At 73.8% G+C, this 23,056-nt stretch carries 21 protein-coding genes and 1 pseudogene; 10 read left to right on the top strand and 12 right to left on the bottom strand.

Features of this window, described 5'->3' with window-relative positions:
• Positions 1-17: 17 nt before the first annotated feature.
• The 3 genes from ACQ95T_RS07905 to ACQ95T_RS07895 are packed head-to-tail and all read right to left on the bottom strand — an operon-like array spanning position 18 to position 2,655.
• Positions 18-665, bottom strand: coding sequence for a response regulator (locus tag ACQ95T_RS07905; RefSeq protein ID WP_425940843.1), 648 nt, complete (start codon positions 663-665; stop codon positions 18-20).
• Entirely contained in the window at positions 662-2,494 is a 1,833-nt protein-coding gene (locus ACQ95T_RS07900) for a histidine kinase (protein ID WP_431473724.1), read from the bottom strand. The genes ACQ95T_RS07905 and ACQ95T_RS07900 overlap by 4 nt, the downstream gene beginning before the upstream one ends.
• The gene (locus ACQ95T_RS07895) at positions 2,479-2,655 is read right to left on the bottom strand and encodes a hypothetical protein (RefSeq protein ID WP_431473723.1); all 177 of its coding nucleotides are present in this window, start codon (positions 2,653-2,655) and stop codon (positions 2,479-2,481) included. Before ACQ95T_RS07895 ends, ACQ95T_RS07900 begins: the two co-directional genes overlap by 16 nt.
• A 220-nt stretch (positions 2,656-2,875) precedes the next feature.
• Here ACQ95T_RS07895 and ACQ95T_RS07890 point away from each other — a divergent pair, with 220 nt between their 5' ends.
• From ACQ95T_RS07890 to ACQ95T_RS07875, 4 genes are all read left to right on the top strand, one after another.
• On the top strand, positions 2,876-3,085 hold the full coding sequence (locus ACQ95T_RS07890) for a hypothetical protein (RefSeq protein WP_431473722.1): 210 nt from the start codon (positions 2,876-2,878) through the stop codon (positions 3,083-3,085).
• A gap of 69 nt (positions 3,086-3,154) precedes the next feature.
• A complete protein-coding gene (locus ACQ95T_RS07885; RefSeq protein ID WP_431473721.1) occupies positions 3,155-3,592 on the top strand; it encodes a hypothetical protein in 438 nt (145 codons plus the stop codon).
• Between the two features lie 122 nt (positions 3,593-3,714).
• Positions 3,715-5,478, top strand: coding sequence for a S8 family serine peptidase (locus ACQ95T_RS07880; protein WP_425940837.1), 1,764 nt, complete (start codon positions 3,715-3,717; stop codon positions 5,476-5,478).
• Between the two features lie 168 nt (positions 5,479-5,646).
• Positions 5,647-6,084, top strand: coding sequence for a universal stress protein (locus ACQ95T_RS07875; RefSeq protein WP_425940835.1), 438 nt, complete (start codon positions 5,647-5,649; stop codon positions 6,082-6,084).
• Positions 6,085-6,095: 11 nt separating this feature from the next.
• Here the strand turns inward: ACQ95T_RS07875 and ACQ95T_RS07870 are convergent, their stop codons facing one another.
• Positions 6,096-6,473 (bottom strand): VOC family protein, encoded by a 378-nt coding sequence (locus tag ACQ95T_RS07870; protein WP_425940833.1) that lies wholly within the window; start codon positions 6,471-6,473, stop codon positions 6,096-6,098.
• A gap of 103 nt (positions 6,474-6,576) precedes the next feature.
• Between ACQ95T_RS07870 and ACQ95T_RS07865 the strand changes: the two genes are divergently transcribed.
• Positions 6,577-9,225 carry a hypothetical protein gene (locus tag ACQ95T_RS07865; RefSeq protein ID WP_425940831.1) on the top strand — a complete coding sequence of 883 codons (2,649 nt, stop codon included), beginning with the start codon at positions 6,577-6,579 and terminating at the stop codon, positions 9,223-9,225.
• Positions 9,222-10,565 carry an SWIM zinc finger family protein gene (locus ACQ95T_RS07860; RefSeq protein ID WP_425940829.1) on the top strand — a complete coding sequence of 448 codons (1,344 nt, stop codon included), beginning with the start codon at positions 9,222-9,224 and terminating at the stop codon, positions 10,563-10,565. Before ACQ95T_RS07865 ends, ACQ95T_RS07860 begins: the two co-directional genes overlap by 4 nt.
• Positions 10,566-10,635: 70 nt before the next feature.
• Here ACQ95T_RS07860 and ACQ95T_RS07855 read toward each other — a convergent pair whose 3' ends face one another.
• A complete protein-coding gene (locus ACQ95T_RS07855) occupies positions 10,636-12,165 on the bottom strand; it encodes a plasmid pRiA4b ORF-3 family protein (RefSeq protein WP_425940827.1) in 1,530 nt (509 codons plus the stop codon).
• Between the two features lie 55 nt (positions 12,166-12,220).
• On the opposite strand from ACQ95T_RS07855, the gene ACQ95T_RS07850 reads away from it, so the two are divergent.
• The 4 genes from ACQ95T_RS07850 to ACQ95T_RS07835 are packed head-to-tail and all read left to right on the top strand — an operon-like array spanning position 12,221 to position 14,893.
• Complete coding sequence (locus ACQ95T_RS07850; RefSeq protein ID WP_425940825.1) at positions 12,221-12,742, top strand: hypothetical protein; 522 nt, start codon at positions 12,221-12,223, stop codon at positions 12,740-12,742.
• Positions 12,723-12,959, top strand: coding sequence for a hypothetical protein (locus tag ACQ95T_RS07845; RefSeq protein ID WP_425940823.1), 237 nt, complete (start codon positions 12,723-12,725; stop codon positions 12,957-12,959). The genes ACQ95T_RS07850 and ACQ95T_RS07845 overlap by 20 nt, the downstream gene beginning before the upstream one ends.
• 36 nt (positions 12,960-12,995) lie before the next feature.
• Positions 12,996-14,018, top strand: a complete 1,023-nt coding sequence (locus tag ACQ95T_RS07840) for an NADP-dependent oxidoreductase (protein WP_431473720.1) — start codon at positions 12,996-12,998, stop codon at positions 14,016-14,018.
• The gene (locus ACQ95T_RS07835) at positions 14,015-14,893 is read left to right on the top strand and encodes an aldose-1-epimerase (RefSeq protein ID WP_425940820.1); all 879 of its coding nucleotides are present in this window, start codon (positions 14,015-14,017) and stop codon (positions 14,891-14,893) included. The genes ACQ95T_RS07840 and ACQ95T_RS07835 overlap by 4 nt, the downstream gene beginning before the upstream one ends.
• 12 nt (positions 14,894-14,905) lie before the next feature.
• On the opposite strand, the gene ACQ95T_RS07830 is transcribed toward ACQ95T_RS07835, so the two are convergent.
• The 7 genes and pseudogenes from ACQ95T_RS07830 to ACQ95T_RS07800 form a co-directional block, all read right to left on the bottom strand.
• On the bottom strand, positions 14,906-15,319 hold the full coding sequence (locus ACQ95T_RS07830; RefSeq protein WP_425940819.1) for a hypothetical protein: 414 nt from the start codon (positions 15,317-15,319) through the stop codon (positions 14,906-14,908).
• Positions 15,320-15,516: 197 nt separating this feature from the next.
• Positions 15,517-16,728, bottom strand: a complete 1,212-nt coding sequence (locus tag ACQ95T_RS07825; RefSeq protein WP_425940818.1) for an FAD-binding protein — start codon at positions 16,726-16,728, stop codon at positions 15,517-15,519.
• Between the two features lie 109 nt (positions 16,729-16,837).
• Positions 16,838-17,839 (bottom strand): sugar phosphate isomerase/epimerase family protein, encoded by a 1,002-nt coding sequence (locus ACQ95T_RS07820; RefSeq protein ID WP_425940816.1) that lies wholly within the window; start codon positions 17,837-17,839, stop codon positions 16,838-16,840.
• Positions 17,836-19,014, bottom strand: coding sequence for a Gfo/Idh/MocA family protein (locus ACQ95T_RS07815; protein ID WP_425941028.1), 1,179 nt, complete (start codon positions 19,012-19,014; stop codon positions 17,836-17,838). The genes ACQ95T_RS07820 and ACQ95T_RS07815 overlap by 4 nt, the downstream gene beginning before the upstream one ends.
• Positions 19,015-19,165: 151 nt before the next feature.
• On the bottom strand, positions 19,166-20,251 hold the full coding sequence (locus ACQ95T_RS07810; protein WP_431473719.1) for a substrate-binding domain-containing protein: 1,086 nt from the start codon (positions 20,249-20,251) through the stop codon (positions 19,166-19,168).
• A 107-nt stretch (positions 20,252-20,358) separates the two neighbouring features.
• On the bottom strand, positions 20,359-21,315 hold the full coding sequence (locus tag ACQ95T_RS07805; RefSeq protein WP_431473804.1) for an ABC transporter permease: 957 nt from the start codon (positions 21,313-21,315) through the stop codon (positions 20,359-20,361).
• 106 nt (positions 21,316-21,421) lie between these two features.
• A pseudogene (locus ACQ95T_RS07800) lies at positions 21,422-22,947 on the bottom strand (sugar ABC transporter ATP-binding protein).
• Between the last annotated feature and the right edge of the window lie 109 nt (positions 22,948-23,056).

Raw genomic sequence — 23,056 nt, 5'->3', positions numbered from 1 at the left:
ACGGCACCGCCCGATCGTCATACCCGCCCCATCCCCAGGCTCCGCGCCCGGGCGATCGCCTCCCCGCGGTCGGCGGCCTGCACCTTCTGCAGGATCGTCGAGACGTTGTTGCGCACCGTCTTGGGGGCGAGGTGCATCCGGGCGGCGATGGCCTGGTTGCCCAGCCCCTGGGCGACGAGGTCGAGGATCTCCCGCTCCCGGTCGGTCAGCTGCGGGAAGGGCGCGTCCGCTCCCCCGGTGCCCTGGCCGGTGAGCTGCGCCAGGATCCGGCTGGCCACGGGGGCGCCGAAGACCGCCTCCCCGTCGGCGACGGCGCCGACCGCGCGGAGAACCTCCTGGCGGTGGGCCCCCTTGAGCAGGTACCCGGCCGCGCCGGCCCGCACCGCCGCGAACAGCGACTCGTCGTCGGCCTGCATCGTCAGGACGAGCACGCGCACGGCCGGATGGTCGCGCGCCACGGCGCGGGTCACCTCGATCCCGGACATCCCGGGCATGGCGAGGTCGAGCAGGACCACGTCGGGGGTCAGCCGGGCGACCTGGGCGAGCGCCTCCTCCCCCGTCGCCGCCTCGCCGACGATCTCGACCGTGGGCTCCCCCTCCAGCGCGGCCACGAGGCCCTCGCGGAAGATCGGGTGGTCGTCGACGAGCAGCACCCGCACGCTCATCCGCCGCCACCTCCGATCGGGATCCGGGCGGTGACGGTCGTCCCGCCCGCCTCGCCCGGACCCAGCTCCAGGGTCCCACCGAGCTCGGCGGCGCGCTCACGCATGGACGCCGTGCCGACACCCGCGGGGCGCTCCCCCGGCCCGTTCCCGTCGTCCGCGACCTCGAGCAGGAGCCAGCCGTCGCGCACCTGCAGCTCGACCCGGCAGCGGGAGGCGCGCGCGTGCCGCACGACGTTGGTCAGGGCCTCCGTCACGATCCGGTATGCCGCCACCTCCACCGCGGCGCTGCCCACCTCCAGCGTGGGCGGGCACCGCAGGTCGACTGCGAGGCCGGTCGGCGCCAGGGCGTGCACGTGCTCCCGGACCACCCCGGCCAGGCCGAGGTCGTCCAGGGCCGGTGGCCGCAGGCCCTCGACGACCTCGCGCACCCCGTCGACCGACCGGTGGATCTCGGCCCGGACCCGGCCCAGCAGCTCGTCCACGCGGGGGTCCTCGCTGCGCCATCGGTCCCGCAGGGCGTCCACCATCAGACCCGCCGCCGCCAGGGTGGGACCGATCCCGTCGTGCAGGTCCCGCCGTACCCGCAGCCGCTCCTCCTCACGGGTCCGCACGAGCCGTTCGCGCGACTCCTGCAGGTCGGTCGCGAGCCGGGCCACCTGCACCTCGCGGGCCACCTGCCGGGCGAGGTCCTCCAGCAGGCGCCGCTCGGCGGCCGTGAACGCGGCCTGGCCCGGCCTGCGCCCGACGACCAGCGCCCCCTCGTTCCGTCCGTGGGCGAGCAGCGGGAGGGCCACCGCACCCGGTGGCGGAGCCACGCCCGCGGGCTCGAGGACGACGTCGACGAACGGCAGCCGCAGGGTCCGGCGCACCGTCTCGGTGACCGTGGCGATCAGGTCGTCCAGCGCCGTCGTGCGCTCCAGCCGGGCGGCCAGGTCGGCCAGCACCCGGTAGGGATGGGCCCGGTCGCCGTAGAGCCAGCGCTCCACGACCCGGTGCAGCCAGGCCTTCACCGGCGCCAGGAACACCGCGACGGCCGCGCTGGCCAGCAGTGAGGCGGCCCGCCCCGCGTCCGTCCCCAGGATCCCGGTGACGAGAGCCAGCGTTCCGAAGTAGGTGGCGAGCACGATGCCGGTGAGGACGGCATACACGAGGGTGCGGTCCAGGGCCGCGGCGATGTCGAACAGGCCGGCGCGCAGCACCCCGACCCCGGTGGCGACGGGGAGGGCCGCCACCCCGACGGCCTCGAGGGAGCCCCCGACCCAGGTCGGGGCGAACGGCACCACGACCGCCGCCACCCCCACCGTCAGCAGCGCGAAGAGGGCGCCGAAGCCGAGCCACAGGAGGCGGCGCCGCTCCTCCCCCTGCGAGCGTCGCCAGGCCCGGACGAGGAGCACCAGCGCCGCCAGGGTGATCACGAGCAGAGCCGCGGCGGCGGCGTCGCCGACCCGGCGCGGCCACGGCGCCCAGGCCTCGACCGCCAGCGGGCTGGTGAGGCGCAGCTCGGACTCGATCGGCCCGGTGGCCAGCACGTAGCCGAGCAGCATCACGACGTAGCCGGCGACGGAGGCGACCACGAGCCTGCGGCGCCACGGTCCGGTGGTCCGGACGGGGAAGAGCAGCAGCGCCAGGGTCGACGCCAGGGCGAACGCGGTGCCGTAGCCGACGTTGCTCAGCAGGCTCGCCCAGGCCGCGGCCGCGGCCCGGCCGGAGGCGTCGGCGTGGTCGGCCAGCGCGTCGAGGGCTCCACCGAGGGCCTGGGCCAGCCCGACGCCCAGGTAGACCCAGCCGATGGCCAGGTCGGGCCGGTGCCACGTCAGCAGGAGGCCCACGACCGGGAACGCCAGGAAGCTGACGAACCAGGCGACGTCGTCCGGTGCCGGGAGCGCGGCATACCGGCCAGGGTCCCGAGCCCCACGACCAGGGCGAGGATCGTCCCGGTGGTGGCGGCGAGGCCCACCCCCAGCCAGCGCGAGGCCACCGTCGCGGACACCGCGGACCTCCCTCCCGACCGCCCCGGCCGCGGGTCGCCCGACCCGCCCCGGCGGTGCACGTCCGACGGTACCGGCGGGGGTGTCCCGCGGGCCAGGGACGATCGTCCCGGTGGTGCCGGGCACGCGGCGGGCACGGCCGGGACGTCCGCCGCTGGGGAGGGGGACGCCCGGGCCGCCAGCGTGGAGGGCGTTGCGAACCCGACCCGAGAGGCGGCTCCCATGGCCACGCGCACCGCATACCCCGTCCCTTCCCCCACCTCCCCCACCGCCGCAGGGACCGGTCCGCTCCGGCGTGCCCGGCGGACCGCCCTCGTGGCCGGCCTGGTGTGGCTGGTCGCCGGGGTGGGCACCTTCGCCCCGGAGTCTCCGGGACCGGGCACCGACGCCACGGGATCCGCGCCCACGTGGAGCAGAACCTGGACGTCCTGACCCTCAACGCCGCCAGCTCGCTGGTCGCGGTCGTCGCGCTGCTCGCGCTCGTCTCGGCGGCTGGTGACGGTGCTGCAGGCGGAAGGGCCGGGCGGCACCGCGAGCCGGTACGTCCTCGGCGCCGGGACGCTCGCCGCCGTGCAGATGGTCTTCTTCCACGCGGTGTATGCGGTGTGGCTGTTCGTCGACCCCGCCGCCCTGGGCGACACGGAGGTGCGGGCGCTCTACGCAGCCGGTCTGTTCGCCGACGCGTTCGGCTCCCTGGCGCTGGTGGTCACCTGCTCGATGGTGGGGCTCGTGTCGTGGCTGGCCCTGGGGCACCGCTTCCTCTCGCGCCCGGTCGCGGTGCTCGGCCTGCTCGTCGCGGCCGGCGAGCTGGTCTCGCTCGGCCAGCTGCTGGGTGAGAACCCGGTGTCCTCGACCGGGATGTACGTCGCGATCTTCGGCTGGTTCCTCTGGCCCGCGGTCGTGGGGGTCGACCTGGGGATCCGGTTGCGCCGGCGGTGAGCCACGGGCCGGCGCCGGTCCGGGACGCCTCGGTCAGGACGGGGCAAGGACTCGGTCAAGATTCGGTCAGATCGACCTGCTCGGGTTGAGGCCCCCCGGAGGCAGTTGTAGCGTCACCGGCCATGTCACGTGTGAGATGGATCACCCCAGCCCTTGCTTCGTTCGCGCTCGCCGGCGCGCTGGTCGCTCCCGCCGGGGCGACGACGACCCAGGAGGAATCAGACCTGGCACCCCTGTCGGACGCGGTCGAGGAGTTCCTCACCGCGGGCGGCCCCTCCCTGGAGGTCGTCGTCACCTTCGCGGACCGCTCCGGGCTCGAGCGGCTCGCCGGCCTGGACGCGGACCTGCAGACGACCCGGACCCTGCCGATGGCCCTGGCCACGCTGTCCCCCGACCAGATCCGCGAGGTGGCCTCCTGGGAGGACACCCGCAGCGTCTGGGAGAACGCCCGGGACGAGCTCTATCTGGACGACAGCATCGAGATGATCAACGCCGACGACGTCTGGGCCGGTGACGGCTTGCGGCGGGCCTATGACGGTTCGGGCGTCACGGTGGCCGTCACGGACACGGGCGTGGACCCCACGCACCCCGACCTCCCCCACGGGGACAAGGTCATCCACAACTTCGCCGTCGTGGGAGACCCGCTCAGCGACACCAACGTCGGGTTCGTGGACAGCCCTGTCAGCATCGACGACCACGGGCACGGCACCCACGTCTCCGGCACCATCGCCGGCACCGGAGCCGCCAGCGACGGCCACTTCACCGGTGTCGCCCCCGGCGCCGACATCGTCAGCTTCAAGCTCGGCTCGGCCAACGTCCTCAGCTGGTGGGCGATCCAGTCCTACGACTGGATCCTCACCGAGGGCCAGCAGCACAACGTGCGCGTCGTCTCCAACAGCTGGGGCGGCGGAGGCGGCAGCGACTACGACCCCGAGGACCCGGTGAACATCGCCACCAAGGCCGCCTACGACGAGGGCGTGGTCACCGTGTTCGCCGCCGGCAACTCCGGCAGCCCCAACACCATGGGCCGCAACGCGGTGTCGCCGTACGTCGTGGCGGTCGCCGCGGCCAACAAGGACTTCAGCCTGGCCAGCTTCTCCTCCACCGGCCGGCCCGACGACAACCAGGACCGCGACGCCGGGGGCGGGCTGTACCGGCCGACCATCACCGCGCCCGGAGTGGACATCGGCGCCGCCCGGTCCAGCACCGCCACGCTGATGTCGACCGGGGTCGTGACCGACAACCCGTTCTACACCCGGGCCAGCGGCACCAGCATGGCCACCCCGCACGTCTCGGGGACCGTGGCGCTGATGCTGGAGGCCAACCCGGCGCTGTCCGCCCGGGACGTCATCGACATCCTGGAGTGCTCCGCCGACGAGATGGCCGGCTACGCCTCCTTCGAGGTGGGCGCCGGCATGCTGGACGCCCGGGCTGCGGTGAAGTGGGCCGAGCAGGGGCGAACCAACTGCAAGCCGGCCGACGACACCGGGCTGGTGCCCAGCGGCGACCCGACGCCGATCGCCGGCACCGTGCTTCCCGGCGGCTACCTCGTGGACACCGGCATCGCGGACCTGGACGAGCAGTTCTGGAGCTACCACGAGGTCGAGGTGGCCGACGGGACGGCGGCGCTGTCCGCGGCCATCGCGTGGGACAACCCGGCCGACAACGTCTACCTCTTCCTCTACGACCCGGTGGGCAACGAGGTGGCCTCCTCGGCCGGGCTGCTCGACACGCCCATCACCGAGCGCGAGGTGATGACCACCAGCCCGGAGGCGGGCACCTGGACCGTCGGCGTCGTCGGTCGGGTCAACACCGTCACGCCGTACACCGGCCAGGTGCAGACCTACGTGGACGACTCCACCAGGGGCGGCGGCCAGAAGAACTGAGTCACCCAGGGACGGGACGGATCAGCTCGTCGGCGGGGCCGTCCGGCGTCTGGTCCCCTCCATGTCGCGACGGCGAGGCCGACGCAGGTACTACTATGTCTAGTAGACGGTCTGGTGCGTCCCGTCCCTCCAACCCCGGCAGATGCGGGTGCCCAGGAGAGGAGAGCCATGTCCTACTCCACGATCCTGGTCCCGGTCGCTCCGGGCCACGGCGACGAGGCCGGCCGGGCGATGGAGGTGGCACGCTCGCTGCTGAGCCCCGACGGCAGCATCGCCGTCGTCTCGGTGCTCGAGGAGCTCCCCCGCTACCTCACGGCCGAGGTCTACGCGTTGGAGCCCGTGGTCGAGGAGAGCCAGGAGGCCGTCGCCGAGGAGCTGGTCTCCGAGTTCAGCGCGCCGGACGTCCAGATCGTCACCCGGAGGGGCCATGCGACCCGGACCATCCTGGGGCTGGCCAAGGAGTGCGGCCACGACTGCATCGTCATCGCCTCGGCCCAACCCGGTTGGGAGCACTTCCTGCTCGGATCGACCGCCGCGGGTGTCGTGCGCCACGCCCACTGCTCGGTGCACGTGGTCCGCACCCGGGACACGACCGGGGCCTCCTGACCCCGGGCCTGTCAGCGGCGGCCGATCAGCTCGTAGACCGTGCCGTCCGGGCCGCGGTAGTGGGCCCACTCCCGCTCCCCGTCCCGCTGGGTGTCCCAGAGGAACTCCACGCCCTCGGCCTCCATGCGGCGTCGGGTCCCCTCGACGTCGTCCACGACGAGACCGACGCACGGCCGGTCGCCGAACGCCACGTGGTCGGTGTCCTCGGGTCCGTAGACGTGCAGCTCGGTGCCGTCGCCCAGGCGGAACCAGACCAGCCGGTCGGACTCCTCCCGCACGACCTCCAGGCCGAGGGTGTCGCGGTAGAGACCGACCGCAGCCCGGAACCGCTCCCGGTCCTCGATCCGCACCCCCAGGAACCCCAGGCCGTGCACTCCGCCGGTGGACATGGAGCCATCGTAGGGAGGGGACCTATCCACGGGCCCACGCCTGCTGCATACTCTCCGCCAGAGGGCCCCAAGGGCGGGGGCGCCGGGACGCGAGGGGGCACCTGTGACCGTGCACGACGAGCTGGAGGCCGTTCTGGCCGCGGGCCGGTGGGAGGACCTGCGGCCCTACGTGCTGGCCGACCCCGGCAGCGAGGTGCACCGGTCCGCCTCGGACTGGTACCGGTCCCGCCATGCCCACTGGTACGACGCGTACTGGTGGCAGAGCTCCTTCCGGAAGGACCCCGCTGTCGACGGCCAGGCCGCCCTGCGGATCCTGGCTCTGGCCCTTCTTCCGCCGACCGGGGCCGCCAAGGAGCTCGGGCGCCTGACGTACGGGTGGGCACCAGCCTCCGACGACCTGGCGGTCGAGACCGCCCTCGCACGGGGGTCGACGTTCTGCCGCCCGTTCCTCGACGCCGCCTCACGGCTGACCTTCGGCAAGGAGGCGGAGTCGATGGTGGGCTGGATCGCCCGGCTGGGGCTGCCCCTCGTCGACGCCGGGGTGGCGGACCTGCCCGAAGGGCCCGCGTTCGGGCGCGGCTGGGCCCGGATGTTCAGCTGGTCGGACCCGGACGAACCCCTGGTCCGGCGACGCGACGACGCGTCGGTGCGGGAGGAGTTCGAGATCGCCCTGGCGACCCCGGAGGCGTTCGCGCCCGACGAGACCTTTCGTCGCCCCGGTCACGAGCTGGAGCTGTCGGTGGCCCGGCTCGTCGACGAGGGCGTGCTCGACCGCGGGCGCATCATCAGGGGGGTGCTCGAGGCCCTGACCCGCCCGGACAGCGCGCACAGCCAGCGTGCGCTCGCCAGGGTCCTGCAGTCCCTGGAGCTCGGTCGCGAGGACGCGGTGGACCGCCTGCCGCATGTGCTCCACCTGCTGGCCACCGCTCGCGGACCGGTCACCGCCGTGCTGCTCCCCGCGGTGATCGCCGCGGCCGGGGACGAGGACGTCGCCGCGATCGCCACCACGGTCTTCACCCGCCCCGAGAAGGCCCAGCGCACGACGCTGCTGAGGGCGCTGGTGGCCAAGGACGCGCCGTGGGGCCGGGACGCCCGGGTGCAGGCCCTGCAGGTCGCCGCCGACCTGCCCGACCGGGCGCTGGCCGAGCGGGCCGGTCGGGCGCTCTCCGCGCTCGGTGCGGAGCCGGCGCCGCTCCCCGGCGGTGACGCCGCCCCCTCCGAGCTGTGGACCGACCCTCTCCCGGTCGACCCGCCCCGCGCCGTGAGGGTCGTCGACCCGGACGAGGCGTCGATGAGGGCCGCCCTCAGCCGGATGACCGTGGAGATGGACCCCTCCGACGGGGCGATGTTCTGGGACGGCGCGGTCCGGTGGGCCCGTGCCGACGCACGCGCCGCGGTGGCCTGGGCCCGGGGGCTGGGCGACCGGGTCTACGAGACGGACGTGCCGGCCGGGCTGCCCCCGCTGCGCGCCGAGCCGTGGGACCTGGTCGGCCCCGCCGAGCACCGTCGGCTGCGCGAGGCCACCGAACGGTTCCACACCGGCGTCCGGGCGCCCTACGACGCCGAGTCCTACGGGGTCACCAGCCGCAGCACCACCCAGGCCCTGCACAAGCTCCTGATGTCGGAGACCACGAGGCGCCTGGCCGAGATCCCCCTCGTGGTCAGCACGCCCACCCGCACCGACGGGACGCTGGAGCTGTCCGCGCTCGTCGAGCGCCTGCGCGGGTATGCCGCGGGCCGCGACCTCGTCGGCCCGGTCGACCTCTTCGTCGCCCTCCTGCGGCTGGAACCGGTCGACCCCGCCCGCGCGGCCGAGCTCGACGGCGTGGAGGTCGGTCTGTGGTCGGAGGAGGAGACCGGGGGTATGCCGCGTCCGTTCCGGCGACGCCGGCACGCCGACGCGGTCGCGCTCGTGCGCGACTGGATCCGGGCCGGGGGCCTGCCGCCGGTGGAGGTGACCCACCGGGGTGGAGCGGTCGACCTCGCCCCGCCGACCCTGCCGGTCCCTGCGGAGGCGTTCGGCGGCATACCCCCGTCGTTGGTGGCCGGGCACGAGGACGGGGTGCACGTGGAGTACTCCGACTGGTCGGTCGGCGTGGAGACCGACGCCGGCGTGGTGCCGGGGTGGGCCGACCTGCTGGCCGCGCGGCTGCAGCGCAGCTTCAACCAGACGGGACGCTTCCCCCCGATGATGCTGCCGCACCTGGCCGCCTCACCGCGGCCCGGGCGGGCGGTGGTGCACGCGGTGACCGCGACGCTGTCGCACGCCGACGAGGACCGGCGGCTCGTCGCCGTGGACGCGGCCCTGACGATGATGGGACGCGGCCTGTGGGACCCGGCCGACCACACCACCTGCTGCCTGCACCTGCTGGCGGACGGGCAGCTGCGCCTGGGACGGCTGGCGCACTCCTGGGAGCAGCTCGTCCTGGCCGGCGGCCTGAAGCCGTTGTGGCCCACCGCGACCGCCGTGCTGGACGGCGCGTGCGGTCTGGAGAAGAAGCCGCCCGGCCTGGCGGAGCTGCTGGCGATGCTGCGCCGCTACGTCGCGGCGGTCCCCGACGTCGTCGTGCCGGGGTCCGTGGCGGCGCTGGCGACCTCGAAGGGCAGCTCGAAGGCGAGGGTCGAGGCGGCGGCGTTCGTGGAGGCGGCGTCCGCGGCGTCCGCGGCGTCCGCGGCGTCCGCGGCGTCGGGGGTCGCGTCCGGAGACTCGGCCGGGGACTCTCCGCCGGCGTCGACGGAGGTGGCGTCGTGACCACCGGCTACCGCGCCGCGTCCCGGCTGGACGACGGGGTCCTCGGGCTGGAGACGGCCGTCGGCCTGACGCCGCAGGGCCTGGTCGAGCAGCCGCGGTTCTTCTCCGGGATGGTGGCCCGTCCTGACGTGACGGCCGCGGCGGTGCTGGCCGTGGCGGACGTGGCCGGCACCCGCTACTTCGACGCCGGGCTGGCCAAGCGGGTGGCCGCCGCCAGCGCCGACCCGGTCGTGACGGCCTCCGGCGACCGGCTGCGGTTCGAGTCGTTCTCGCTGTGCAACGGGGTGCACGCCCGGCTCGACCTGCTGCCCGACGGCATCGAGGGTGGAGAGGTCGCGCACGGCACGACCAACGTCGACGTCAACCAGCCGCTGCGCACCGCCCTGGCCGGGGTCGGGAGCACGGCCCTGCTGCACCTGGACGTCGGCACCGACGGGTTGGCGGTGTCCACGCCTGAGGAGACCCACGTCGAGCGGCCGGTCGACCTGCCCCACCGGTGGGTCCGCGGCTTCGCCGAGGTTCCGGTGCTCACCTCCCGGATGACCCAGCGGGCCGAGCTGCCGGGACCGGTGGCGGCCCGGTGGCTCGCATCGCTCCCCCGGGCCACGCCCGGCCCCTCCTACCACCTGGTCCCGGCCCCCGGTGGGCTGCGGCAGAGCCTGCGACGGAGCCCCGGCTCGATCCACCTCGCCGGGGCGGCCCGGCTCACCGCCACCGCGCGGATCGCCCGGTTCGCGACGCGGCTGCGGGTGTTCGCCGGCGATGACGAGGGCGACCTGGCCAGCGCGTGGGTGTTCGACCTGCCGGGGGCCACGCTGACGGTCGTGCTCTCGCCGGAGACCTACCGCGGCTTCTCCGGCGAGGGCGGGCTGCTCACCACACTGCTGGCCGCGTCCGCGGAGAGCTCGGCGCTGCGGCTGCTGGAGCACCTGGCGTGGGAGCCGCGCATCGACCGGGCCGCGCTGGGCGGGGCGACCGGGCTGGGGGCGGCCGAGGTCGAGGCGGGGATCGGCTACCTGGTCGCCACCGGCAAGGTCGGCTTCGACCTGGTCGAGGAGACCTGGTTCCACCGGGAGCTGCCGTGGGACACCACCCGGGTCGAGGCCGACAACCCGCGGCTGAAGGCAGCCCGACGTCTGGTGGCGGAGGGCGCGGTCACGCCGACGCCGCAGGGCTGGACCGTCCGCTCCGAGGACCACCGGCACTTCGTCGTCCGCGAGCCGCTGAGCTGCACCTGCCTGTGGTGGGCCAAGCACTCCGGCAGCCGGGGTCCGTGCAAGCACGTGCTGGCGTCGAGGCTCCTCACGGATGCCGCCGGAGGGGCCGGGCAGCAGGGCTGACGGGCGGGACGGGCAGCACAGCTCACGGACGGACCCGCAGCTGACCTCACGGACGGGGCGGACGGACCCGCTACGTCTCCGGCCACAGAGCCAGCCGCGCCAGCGCGACCGCCCGGTGGTCCTGCTCCGTCCCGGCGCGGCCGAGCGACCTCTCCCCCGTCGCCCGACGGAACGCGGCCGAGACCGGGCGGACCCACTCCATGACGTGCCACCGGTCGACCCCGGCGGGGCCGGTCCGCAGGCCGCACTCGGTGAGGATCCGGGCGATGGTGTCGCAGTGGTCCCACGAGGGGCGCCCTTCGGCAGCGGTGAGCAGGGCGAAGAGCACCCCCGCCACCTCCACCCAGGTGTCGCGGTGGGGCAGCAGACGCGTGGCCAGCGCCTCGGCATACTCCTGGTCCGTGGTCAGCCCCCGCGCCAGGCGGGTCGGCACGAGGCGACCCTTGTGCTTCCGGAGCAGCCCCAGCTCCTGGCAGGTGCGTCGCAGCTGGGCGACCGGCAGGGTCTGGTCCTCCCGGTTGCCCTTGCCGATCCAGTCCTCGTCGAGGCCCAGCTCGCCGTAGGTCCGCTCGACGTAGGCCGGCTTCATCCACCCGGCCGCCGTCAGCGGGATGCCGTCCTCGCCGGCCAGCTCCACGAGGAAGCGGTAGGGCCGGGCGATGGCCGCGAGGTCCCCGGCGGTCAGCTCGGCCCGGTGCTCGGTGCGGGCGCGCTCGACCAGCTGCCCGAGCTCGACCACGGTGGGCGCCAGCGCGATGTCCAGCAACGGCTCGAGCGCCGCCGGGAACGGCCCGGTGTCGCCCGGCTCCCCGGACGCCCCCAGCCGCTGGAGGATCTCCTCGGTCGACAGGCCGATGAGAGACAGCCGCTGCTCCACCTCCTCGGCGCTGAACTCCGTGGGGTCCCAGTCCGGCGGCAGCCACTCACGCCGTTCACGGTCGAGACCCCGCAGGGAGGGCTCGGCGAGGTGTGCCGCGACGAGCTCGTTGTGCCCCGTCACCCCGCCGCAGTCCTCCAGCGGGCCGGCCATCCGGCCGCCGGTGCAGACGGCCGTCGGGGCCTCCTCGTCGAGCGGCCCGACGGACTCCAGCTTGAGCGTGTGGGTCCAGTCGTCGCCGAAGTCGTAGGTGTAGAACAGCCGGTCTCCCGGCTCGCGCAGCAGCTGGTCGAGCTGCACCTCCGACTCCAGCACGCCCTCCTCCCCCTCCGAGAGGTCGAACTCGGTGAGGAACGACGGCCCCCGCCACACGCGCTTGTGCGGCCCCGGCCAGAACGTGTGCAGGTGGTAGTCCTGCCACCCGAACGCCGCCTGCAGGATCTCGTGCACCTCGTCCAGCATCAGGTCGCCGCGCAGGACCAGGCGGCGCCACACCGGCGGTCTCGTCCCGTCGACGTCGACCCGCACCGTGAGCGCGGACGGCTCGTCCGGCGGGTCGGGCAGCTCGGGCATCGCAGGGGTATGCCGTTCCGCCTCCGGCGCGAAGGCCCCGAGCCCGCCGCCCCCGCCGCCGAGGATGCCGTCCAGCACTCCCTGCAGCTCGGTCTGGGACAGCCCCTGCACCCACCGACGGATCTCTTCGGTCTGGTCGTGGTCGCTCACGGGACGAGGGTAGATGCTCTGCCCGGGCGCCCGGGGCTCCCGTAGAGTCGTGGACGTGCGCCGGATCCTGGATCTCCTGGCTGCCCTTGCCGATGCCGAGGTCGAGTACGTCGTGGTCGGCGGGGTCGCGGTCGTGCTCCGGGGCCACGTCCGCACGACCGTCGACCTCGACCTGGCCCTGAACCTGGCCGCCGACAACGTGCTCCAGGCGATGGACGTCCTGCGTGCACAGGGTCTGGTCCCCAGGCTGCCCGTGCCGGCCGAACAGTTCGCCGACCCGGAGGTCCGTCGGGCCTGGGTCGAGGAGCGCAACCTCGTCGCGTTCACGCTGCACGACCCGTCCGACGCGCTGCGCGAGGTGGACCTGCTGGCCACGAGCCCCGTTCCGTTCGACGAGCTGTTCAAGGGCTCCAGCGTGCTCGATGTGGCCGGCGTCCCGGTCCGGGTCGCGTCGGTCGCCCACCTGCTGCGGATGAAGCAGGCATCCGGACGGCCCCAGGACCTGGCAGACGTCGCAGCGTTGTCGCAGCTCGCGCAGGAACCTACGGTGGAGGACCATGACGACCCGGGACGTTGACGACCTCTGGCGCGGGACGTCGGACACCTCGTCGGCCGTGCGTGCACGTTCACGCAGCAGCCCGGCCGAGCGACTGGCCTGGTTGGAGGAGACCCTGCTCCTGGCCGAGGCATCCGGGGCGTTGGGCCTCGACCGTGCCCGACGTCAGGCCAGTGCCGACACCTGGGCGCGGGAGGCCGGCCTGATCCGCCGGGACAGGGCCGAGTCCTCCCCCTGACCGATGACGGACCCGCCGGCAGGCGAGACTGCTCCCATGGCCGAACACCCGAAGACCAGCACCCGGATCGTCCTCGCCTCCCCCCCCGACGGGGCGCCGACCCCGGAGAACTTCCGGACCGAGGTCGTCGACCTCCCCGAGGTGGCCGACGGGCAGGTGCTGCTGCGCACCGTCTACCTCTCCCTCGACCCCTACATGCGGGGGCGGATGAGCACCGCGAAGTCCTACGCCGCGCACCTGGAGCTGGGCGACGTGATGATGGGCGGCACGGTCGGGGAGGTGCTGGAGTCGAAGCACCCCGACCTCACCGAGGGTGACCACGTGCTCGCCGGCGCCGGTTGGCAGTCGCACGCCGTCGTCGACGGTGGCCACGTGCGCCGGCTGGACCCCTCGGCGGCACCGGTGTCGACGGCCCTGGGGGTGCTGGGGATGCCCGGCTTCACCGCATACTCCGGGCTGTTGAAGATCGGCCGGCCCAGGACTGGCGAGACCGTCGTCGTCGCCGCCGCGACCGGGCCGGTGGGCTCGGCCGTCGGGCAGATCGCCAAGCTCAAGGGCGCCAGGGCGGTCGGCATCGCCGGCGGGCCGGAGAAGTGCCGGGCGCTGCTGGAGGAGTTCGGGTTCGACGCGGCGGTCGACCACCGCGACCCGGACTTCGCGAGCGCGCTGGCAGACGCCGTCCCCGACGGGATCGACGTCTACTTCGAGAACGTCGGGGGTCACGTGGCCGAGGCCGTGATGCCGCTGCTCAACCTCTACGCGCGGATCCCGGTGTGCGGCCTGGTGGCGCAGTACAACGGCGTGGACCTGGAGCGCAAGGACCGCCTGCCCGGGTTCTTCTCCCTGGTCCTGTCCAAGAGCCTCACCGTGCGGGGGTTCATCCAGAACGAGTTCGTCCCGGAGATGCATCAGGACTTCCTCGCCGAGGCCTCGGCCTGGGTGCGCGACGGGAAGCTGCGCTACCGGGAGGACGTCGTCGACGGGCTGGAGAACGCCCCGGAGGCCTTCATCGGCATGCTCCAGGGGAAGAACTTCGGCAAGCTCCTGGTGCGGGCATGAGCATCCATGGCACCGTCGTCGACCTGCGGGCCGGTGACTACGAGGCGACGGTCGCCCAGGTGGGCGCCACCCTGCTGTCGCTGACCCACGACGGGCACCGGCTCGTCGATCCCGTCCCCGCCGACCGGCTCGACGACGACGCCTGGCGCGGCCGGACCCTGGTCCCCTGGCCGAACCGGGTCGTGGGGGGACGCTACGAGGCGGGGGGCACGGCATACCACCTGCCGGTGAACGAGCCGGAGACCGGCGCGGCCCTGCACGGACTCGCCGCCTTCCAACGGTGGGACCTCGCCGACCGCACGCCGTCCGGCGCCACCTGGGTGCTGGAGCTGCCGGCCTCCTACGGCTACCCGTTCCAGGTCCGCTGCACCGTGGCGTACACGCTCGACGCCGGCGGGCTCTCGATCGCGGTGTCCGGCAGCAACACCGGGCCCGAGCCCGCGCCGTTCGGGGCGTCCACCCACCCCTACCTCACCTGCGACGGACGGCCGCTCGACGAGTGCCGGGTCAGTCTCCCTGCCGGCTCCGTGCTGCTCACCGACGAGCGCTCCTCGCCCACCGAGGTCGTCCCCGCCACGCAGGTCGGGATCGACCCGGACGGACCCACCACGCTGCGCGGGCTCTCGGTCGACCACGCGTTCACGGGCCTGCCCACCCCCTGGGCGGTCGAGCTCACGCACCCGGGTTCCCCCGGCGTGCGCCTCGACAGTGACGCCCCGTGGGTGCAGCTCTACACGGGGGAGCGCATCGGCCGGGTCGCAGCGGCGGTCGAGCCGATGACCTGCCCGCCGGACGCGTTCAACCGCGACCCCGACGGTGTGCTGCTGGCCCCCGGGGCGACGCGGACGCTGACGCTGCGGATCAGCGCGTCGTAGAGCATCCGGGCCTCACCCGGCTCCCCGCACCCGGCAGGCGTAGCCGATCGCGCTGGCGACGGCGCTCCCCGCGCCGAGGCCGATGAGGAGCAGAGCCGAACCCACGAGGAACAGGCCGCTCTCGTCCTGGGTGGCGGCCTGCACCGTCCAGAACGCCCAGAAGCCGATGGACGCCCCGGCAGCCACGACGACGGGGCGCCACCGCATCGCCAGCAGCGCGGTCACGATCCCGAAGGTCACGGCGCAACCCACCACCTGGGCGGCGCGGTACGGGCCCTGGAACGCGCCGACGGCCTCGTCGAAGTAGTACTCGGTGTCCCACGCCAGCCAGGCGGCGTACGTGGCGGCACCCAGGCCCAGGGCGAGGACCAGACCGGTCCAGCTGCTCGGCCGTTCCCCACCTCCTGGTTCGTGCTCGCCCCTCACGGCTCCCCCTCCGGTGACGGTGCCTTCAGCGGCGACAACTCTAGCGGCCGACCGGGAGCCTCGGTCCTTATGCGCCTGGTCGAGCACGGGGAGCTCGCTCTCGGTGGACGTCCTCCGTGCGGCCCGTGCCTGCGCTCGCACGTGCTGCACGAGCTGACACGAGGCAGGACGGCCTGGGCGCCCGCCCCAGCCTCCCCTCAGACCCGGACGCCCCAGCGTCGCTGCAGGTCCAGCCAGTCGCCCCACCGCGGGTAGAGGGACGCCGCGTCCAGCTCCTCCTCGCGGTGCACCTTGCCCCAGTGCGGTCGCGCACCGAACGGCGCCAGCCGTCCCTCCAGCTCCGGCAGCACGGCAACGACCCCGGCGGGGTCCAGGTGCCAGGTGAAGTGCAGGCCGACGACGTCGGTGCCGCAGGCCATGCTCAGCCACAGCCCGTCCGCCGCGACCGTGCGGATCTCGCACACCTGCAGCAGGGGCGCGATCCGTCCCGCCATCCCCCGGACCGCCTCGACCGCCGCGACGGCGTGCCTCCGCGGCACCAGCCACTCGCTCTGGATCTCCCGGCCGGCCGACGGCACGTGGTCCAGGCGGAAGTGGGGCAGCCGGGTCCACCAGGGCCCGGGCACGCCACCCTGCGTGGTCGCGGGCCCCGGATCGACCCCGGGTATGGGGTGCCGCGGCCCGGCCGCGGGTCGTCCCCCGAGCACCTCGGCCGGGTCGGGACCGGCGGGGTGGTCGGTGCGCCGCTTGACCCAGACCTGGTCAAGCGCGTCGGGCGAGGTCCACGTGGTGAACAGCGAGACGCTGCGGCCGAGCGAGGTCGCCCCGTCCAGGTCGGCGAGCACGCCGTCCAGGGGGACGTCCTCGACGACGGTCTGGGCGACCTCGTAGGTCGGCTCGACCGCCAGCTCCAGGGCCGTGACCACGCCGAGGCGGCCCAGGGCGACGACCGCTCCGGGCAGGTCCGGGTGGTCGGCCCCGAGGCGGCGCAGCACGCCGGCCCGGTCGACGACCTCGAGGGCCTGCACCTGGGTCGCCAGCGACCCGACCGCGTCGCCGGACCCGTGCGTGCCGGTGGCGACCGCCCCCGCGACGGTGATGTGCGGCAGCGAGGCCAGGTTGGCCAGTGCCCAGCCGGCCTCGTCCAGCACGGGCGCGAGGTCGCCGTAGCGCACGGCCCCCTCGACCCGGACCACCCGCCGGTCGCCGTCGATGTCCACCGCCCGCGGCAGGGACGCGGTCGAGACCTGCACGCCGCAGGTGTCGGCGACCCGGCTGAAGGAGTGCCGCGAGCCCAGGGCCCGCGGTTCCTCCAGCGTCGGCATCAGCGCCTGCAGCTCGGCGACCGAGGCGGGCTCGACCAGGCGCGCGGCGGCATACCCGAGGTTGCCGCCCCAGTTGGTGCTCATCCGTCCATCCTCCCGTGCCGCGTGCTGCTGAAGGCGCGGACAGCACCGGGCCGGGCCCCCACCACCCGGGGAGGAGCCCGGCCCGGTCCCACCGCGCCGACGTCGCGGCTCAGCGGGTGCTGAAGGCCGCGTCGAACGCCGCCTCGGGGGCGGGGAAGGCGAAGCGGCGCACGAACTCCAGCGCCTCCGGGGCACCGACCAGGCGGTCCATGCCCGCGTCCTCCCACTCCACCGACAGCGGACCCTCGTAGCCGATGGCGTTGAGCATCCGGAAGGCGTCCTCCCACGGCACGTCCCCGTGGCCGGTGGAGATGAAGTCCCAGCCGCGGCGCGGGTCGGCCCACGCCAGGTGGCTGGAGAGCCGGCCGTTGCGGCCGTTGCCGACGCGCTTCTTCGTGTCCTTGCAGTGCACGTGGTAGATCCGGTCCTGGAAGTCCCACAGGAAGCCGACCGGGTCGATGTCCTGCCACACCATGTGGCTGGGGTCCCAGTTGAGCCCGAACACCTCCCGGTGCCCGATGGCCTCCAGGGTGCGCTTGGTCGTCCAGTAGTCGTAGGCGATCTCGCTGGGGTGCACCTCGTGGGCGAAGCGCACGCCCTCCTCCTCGAAGACGTCGAGGATCGGGTTCCACCGGTCGGCGAAGTCCTGGTAGCCCGCCTCGACCAGCTCGGCGGACACCGGCGGGAACATCGCGACGTACTTCCAGATCGAGGACCCGGTGAACCCGGTGACGGTGCTCACCCCGAGCCGCTTGGCCAGCCGGGCCGTGTTCTTCATCTCCTCGGCGGCCCGCTCGCGCACGCCCTCGGGGTCACCGTCGCCCCAGACCCGGTCGGAGAGGATGTCCCGGTGCCGCTGGTCGATGGGGTCGTCGCAGACGGCCTGGCCCTTGAGGTGGTTGGCGATGGTCCACACCTGCAGACCGTTCTTCTCCAGCGTCGCCAACTTGCCGGCGACGTAGTCGTCGTCGTCCCAGCGCCACGGGTCCAGGTGGTCGCCCCAGCAGGCGATCTCGAGGCCGTCGTAGCCCCACTCCCCCGCGAGGCGGGCCACCTCCTCGAACGGCAGGTCGGCCCACTGGCCGGTGAACAGGGTGATCGGTCGGGTCATCGTGCGGCTCCTTCCAGGCTGGTGCCTTCGTGCTCGGGTATGGCGTGCCGGCGCCCCTCGTCCTCGTGCGAGCGCTCGACGGCGTCGAGCACGCGCTGGACGGCCAGGCCGTCGGCGAACGAGGGGGTCGGCTGCTCGCCCGCGGCGAGCGCGCGGACGAGGTCGGCTGCCTGGTGCACGAAGCCGTGCTCGTAGCCCAGCCCGTGGCCGGGCGGCCACCAGGCGGCCACGTAGGGGTGCTCGGGCTCGGTGACGAGGATGCGGGTGAAGCCCTGCTCCCCGGCCGGTGCGTCGGCGTCGTAGTGCTGCAGGACGTTCATCTCCTCGAAGTCGAAGGCCAGCGACCCGCGGGAGCCGTTGACCTCGATCCTCATCGCGTTCTTGCGGCCCCAGGCCATCCGGGTCGCCTCGAAGACGGCCGGGGCGCCGGACTCCAGCCGGGCGGTGAACAGCGCCACGTCGTCCACCGTCACCGGGCCGCGCTCGCTGCCGGCGACCCCGCTGAGCCCCGCGAAGCTCTCCGCCCGGGGCCGCTCGGGGACCACGGTCTGCAGCATCCCGGAGACGGCGGCCACGCGCTGGCCGGTGATGAAGTGGGTCAGGTCGACGACGTGCGCACCGATGTCGCCCAGGGCGCCGGAGCCGGCCTTCTCCTTGTCGGTGCGCCACGACAACGGCGTCTGCTCGTCGGCCAGCCAGTCCTGCAGGTACTGGCAGCGCACCTGCCGGACCTGCCCGATCCGGCCCTCGGCGACCATCTTCTGCGCGAGCGCCACGGCCGGCACCCGGCGGTAGGTGAAGCCGACCATCGCCCGCACGCCCGACGCCGCGGCCCGCTCGGCCGCCGCGGCCATCCGCTCGGCCTCGGCGAGCGTGTTGGCCATCGGCTTCTCCACGAGCACGTGCTTGCCGGCCTCCAGGGCGGCGACCGCGATCTCCTCGTGGGTGTCCCCGGGGGTGCAGACGTCCACCAGGTCGATGTCCTCGCGCTCCAGCACCGCGCGCCAGTCGGTGGCGACCTCGGCCCAGCCCAGCTGGCGGGCGGCCTCCTGCGCCCGGTCCTGCGAGCGGCCCACGAGGACCTGCATCACCGGCTGCCGGGGAAGGTCGAAGAAGCGGGGCGCGACCCGCCAGGCCTGGGAGTGGGCCCGCCCCATGAAGGCGTACCCGATCATCGCCACCCGCAGGTGACCGTCGTCGTGGCGGTCGTCGTCGTCGTGGCTGTCGTTGCCGTTGCCGTTGTCGCTGGCGTCCATCTCGTCCTCTCGCGTCGTCGGGGGTGTCGGGCCGGGCCCCGGCCGCGCGGTGCGGCCGGGGCCCCGGGGCTCACGACTCGAACGCGATGTCCAGGTACTGGTCGACGTTCTCCGACGTCACGACCGGCGCGTAGAGCTGGACCATGCGGGGCACCTCGCTCTCGACGAGGTCGCTCATCCCCTTCTCCTGGGCGACGAGGCGGGCCAGGCGGATGCCGTCCGCGGCCTGGGTGGAGGGGTAGATGACCGTCGCCTCGACGACGCTGTCGCCGGACTGGATCTCGCGCATCATGTTGGCCGAACCCGCCCCGCCGACGAGGAAGAACTCGTCGCGGCCGGCGTTCTCGATCGCGGCGAGCACGCCCACGCCCTGGTCGTCGTCGTGGTTCCAGATGGCGTCGATCTCGGGCGCGGCCTGCAGCAGGTTCGAGGTCGCGCCCGACTCGCCGCCCTGGACGGTGAAGTCCGCGGCCACCCGGTTGTCGACGTCGAGCCCGCACTCGCCGAGCGCGTCCTCGAAGCCCTGGCTGCGGTCCTGGGTCAGCGGCAGGTTGTCGATGCCGGCGATCTCGGCGACGACGGCGTCGGGCTGGTCGCCGAGCCGCTCGCAGATGTACTCCCCGGCGCTGCGGCCCATGCCGTAGTTGTCGCCCAGGACGGTGACCCGGGAGGCCTCCGGCGCGCTGAACTCGCGGTCGACGTTGATGACCGGGATGCCGGCCTGCATGGCCTCGGTGGCGATCTCGGTGAGGGCCGCCCCGTCGAAGGGCAGCAGCACGATGGCGTCGACCCCGTCGTTGATGAAGGTCTGCACCTGGGAGATCTGCAGGCTGACGTCGTTGGTGCCCTCGGCGACCTGAAGGTCGATGTCGTCGTACTCCCCGGCCTCGTCGATCGCCGACTGGGTGATGGACCCCATCCAGCCGTGGTCGGCCGCGGGGGCCGAGAAACCGATGGTCACGGTCTCCCCGGTCTCGTCGTTGCCGCCGGCCGGTGCCGGGGCCGCCTCGCCGGAGGCGGCTGCCTCGTCGTCGTCCCCTCCCCCGACCTCGTCCTCGGTGTTGCCGGTGCAGGCGGCGAGCAGGCCGACCGACGCGATGACCGCGACGACGCTCGAGGCGCGGCCGGGACGGCGGAAGCTGGTGGTGCGTGCCATGGGTGTCTCCTTCGACAGGTGGTGCGGGTTCGGGGGTTCGGGAGTTCGGGGGTGGTGGGGTGGGCGGGGGTTCGGGAGTTCGGGGGTGGTGGGGGGGGGCGGGGTGGTCAGGACGATCTGGACCGGGCCGCGAAGCGCTGCTGCAGCAGCACGGCGCCGACGATGATCGCCCCCTTGGCCAGCGCCTGCACCGAGATGGACAGGTTGTTCTGGATGAAGATGTTGGTCAGCGTGGCGAAGATGAGCACGCCCAGGACGGTGCCCACGATGGTGCCGCGCCCGCCGATGAGGAGGGTGCCGCCGACGACGACCGCGGCGATCGCGTCGAGCTCGTAGAGGTAGCCGTTCGTCGAGGACCCGGCCGTGGTGCGGGCCAGCATCATCACCGCGGCGATCCCGGCGGTCATCCCGCTGAGGGCGAACACCATGACGGTGTGCCGGTGGATCTTGATCCCCGCCAGCCGCGCCGCCTCCGGATTGCCGCCGATGGCGACCGTGCGCCGGCCGAACGTGGTGCGGTTGAGCAGGAACCAGCCGGCCACGGCGACCAGGACGAAGATCCAGACGATCACCGGGATCCCCAGCAGGTCGCCCCGGAAGGCGTCGAGGAAGCCGTCGGCCTGCACGATCTGGGTCCGGCGGTCGGAGATGATCTCGGCCAGTCCGCGGGCGGCCACCAGCATCGCCAGGGTGGCGATGAAGGAGACGACCTTGCCGTAGGCCACGATGATCCCGTTGATCGTCCCCGCGGCGGTGCCCACGAGCACGGCGGTGAAGACCATGACGATCCAGTGGGAGTTCTCCGCCATCGTCTGGGTCGCCAGGGTGCTCGCCCAGACGGTGGCCAGCCCCATGACGGAGCCGACCGACAGGTCGATCCCGCCGGAGGTGATGACGAAGGTCACCCCGATGCTGATCACGCCGATGATGGCGGCCTGCTGCAGGACGACCATGAGGTTGCTGACGCTGAGGAAGCGCTCGCCGGAGGTGACCACCCCCAGGACCAGCAGGGCGGCCAGCGCCACGACCAGGCCGAGGTCGCGGCCGAGGGCACCCAGGGACAGCTTCCTGCGCCCGGACCCCTCGTCGGGACCGCTGCCCTGCTCGGGGGTCGGGCCCCTCTGCTGGTCCGGGGACGCCGGGGGGGGTTCGACGCGTCGTCGGTGGTCGTCATACGTGTGTTCCTTCCATGACCAGGTCGAGCACCCGGTGCTCGTCGATGTCGTCGGCGGGGCCCTGGTGCACGGCCCGGCCGTCGGCGATCACCAGCACCTGGTCGCTGAGCTGGAGCACCTCCTCCAGCTCGCTGGACACCAGGACGATCGCGGCACCGTCGGCCGCGAGCCGCCGGATGAGGCGGTAGATCTCGGCCCGGGCCCCGACGTCCACACCGCGGGTGGGCTCGTCCAGGAGCAGGACCGAGCAGCCGTGCACGAGCCAGCGGGCGAGCATGACCTTCTGCTGGTTGCCGCCGGAGAGGGTGCGGGTGACCCGGTCCGGGTCGGCCGGGACCAGCCCCAGCGCCTCGATCTGCTCGTCGGCGGCGCGCCGCTCGGCGCGCTCGTCGAGCAGTCCGCCGCGGGCGAAGCGGGCGAAGGTGGACAGCGTCACGTTGCGGAAGACCGGCTCGTCCAGCAGCAGCCCCTGGGACTTGCGCTCCTCGGGGGCCAGCCCCACGCCCGCGTCGACGGCGGCGGGGACCGACCCGCGGGGGAGGTCGCGACCGGCGACCCGCACGTGCCCGGCGGTGGCCCGGCGGGCGCCGTAGACCGTCTCCAGCACCTCCGAGCGTCCGGCCCCCACGAGGCCGGCGAGGCCGACGATCTCTCCGGGGCGGACCACGAACGAGACGTCCGTGAAGGTGCCCGCCAGGGACAGGCCGTCGACCTCCAGGAGTGGCTCCTGGCCCTGCAGGCCGGCGGAGCTGCCGCCGAAGTCGGTCTCCACCTCGCGTCCGGTCATCAGCGAGATGACCTGGGCGGTGGTGACCTCCTCGACGACGAGGTTCGTGGCCACGGTCCGACCGTCCTTGAGGACGGTCACCCGGTCGCCGATGCGTCGGATCTCGTCCAGCCGGTGGGAGATGTAGATGACCGAGACCCCCTCGGCGCGGACCGCCTCGACCACCCGGAAGAGGTTGTCCACCTCCTCGGGGTCCAGGACGGCGGAGGGCTCGTCCATGATGATGATCTTGGCCTCGCGCGACATCGCCCGGGCCATGGAGACGATCTGCTTGCCCGCCGACGAGAGCTGCCCCACCTCGCGTCCGGGCGACAGCTCGGGGTGACCGAGCCGGGCAGCAGGTCCCGGGTGCGGGCGTGCGCCTCGCCCCGGCGCAGGACGCCGGCCTGCTGGAGCTCGTGCCCCAGGAAGATGTTCTCGGCGATGCTCAGGCCGTCGACGACGTCGAGCTCCTGGTACATGGTCGCGATCCCCAGCGAGAGGGCCGCGGTGGGCGAGTCGATGACGACCGGCTCGCCGTCGACGAAGATCTCGCCCCGGTCCGGGCGGTGCGCGCCCGACAGCGTCTTGATGAGGGTCGACTTGCCCGCGCCGTTCTGCCCCAGGAGGCAGTGCACCTCGCCGGGCAGCACCTCGAGGTCCACCCCGTCGAGCGCCTTGGCGCCCGGGAAGTGCTTGACGATGCCCGCCATGCGCAGCAGCGGCTGCGGCGGGGTCGAGTCGACGGTGACCATGCGGGAACACTAGGGGCACTTATGTCGGGCGTCAAGCAAAAGTGTTGCCCGGATCACCCCAAGTCGGACGAGGTGCTGGCAGAATGGTCGTCGCCGCGACCCCGCGGCC

The organism is Ornithinimicrobium carbonis (assembly GCF_050703245.1).
Classification (GTDB): Bacteria; Actinomycetota; Actinomycetes; order Actinomycetales; family Dermatophilaceae; genus Ornithinicoccus.
This window is presented reverse-complemented; position numbering and strand designations above follow the sequence as displayed.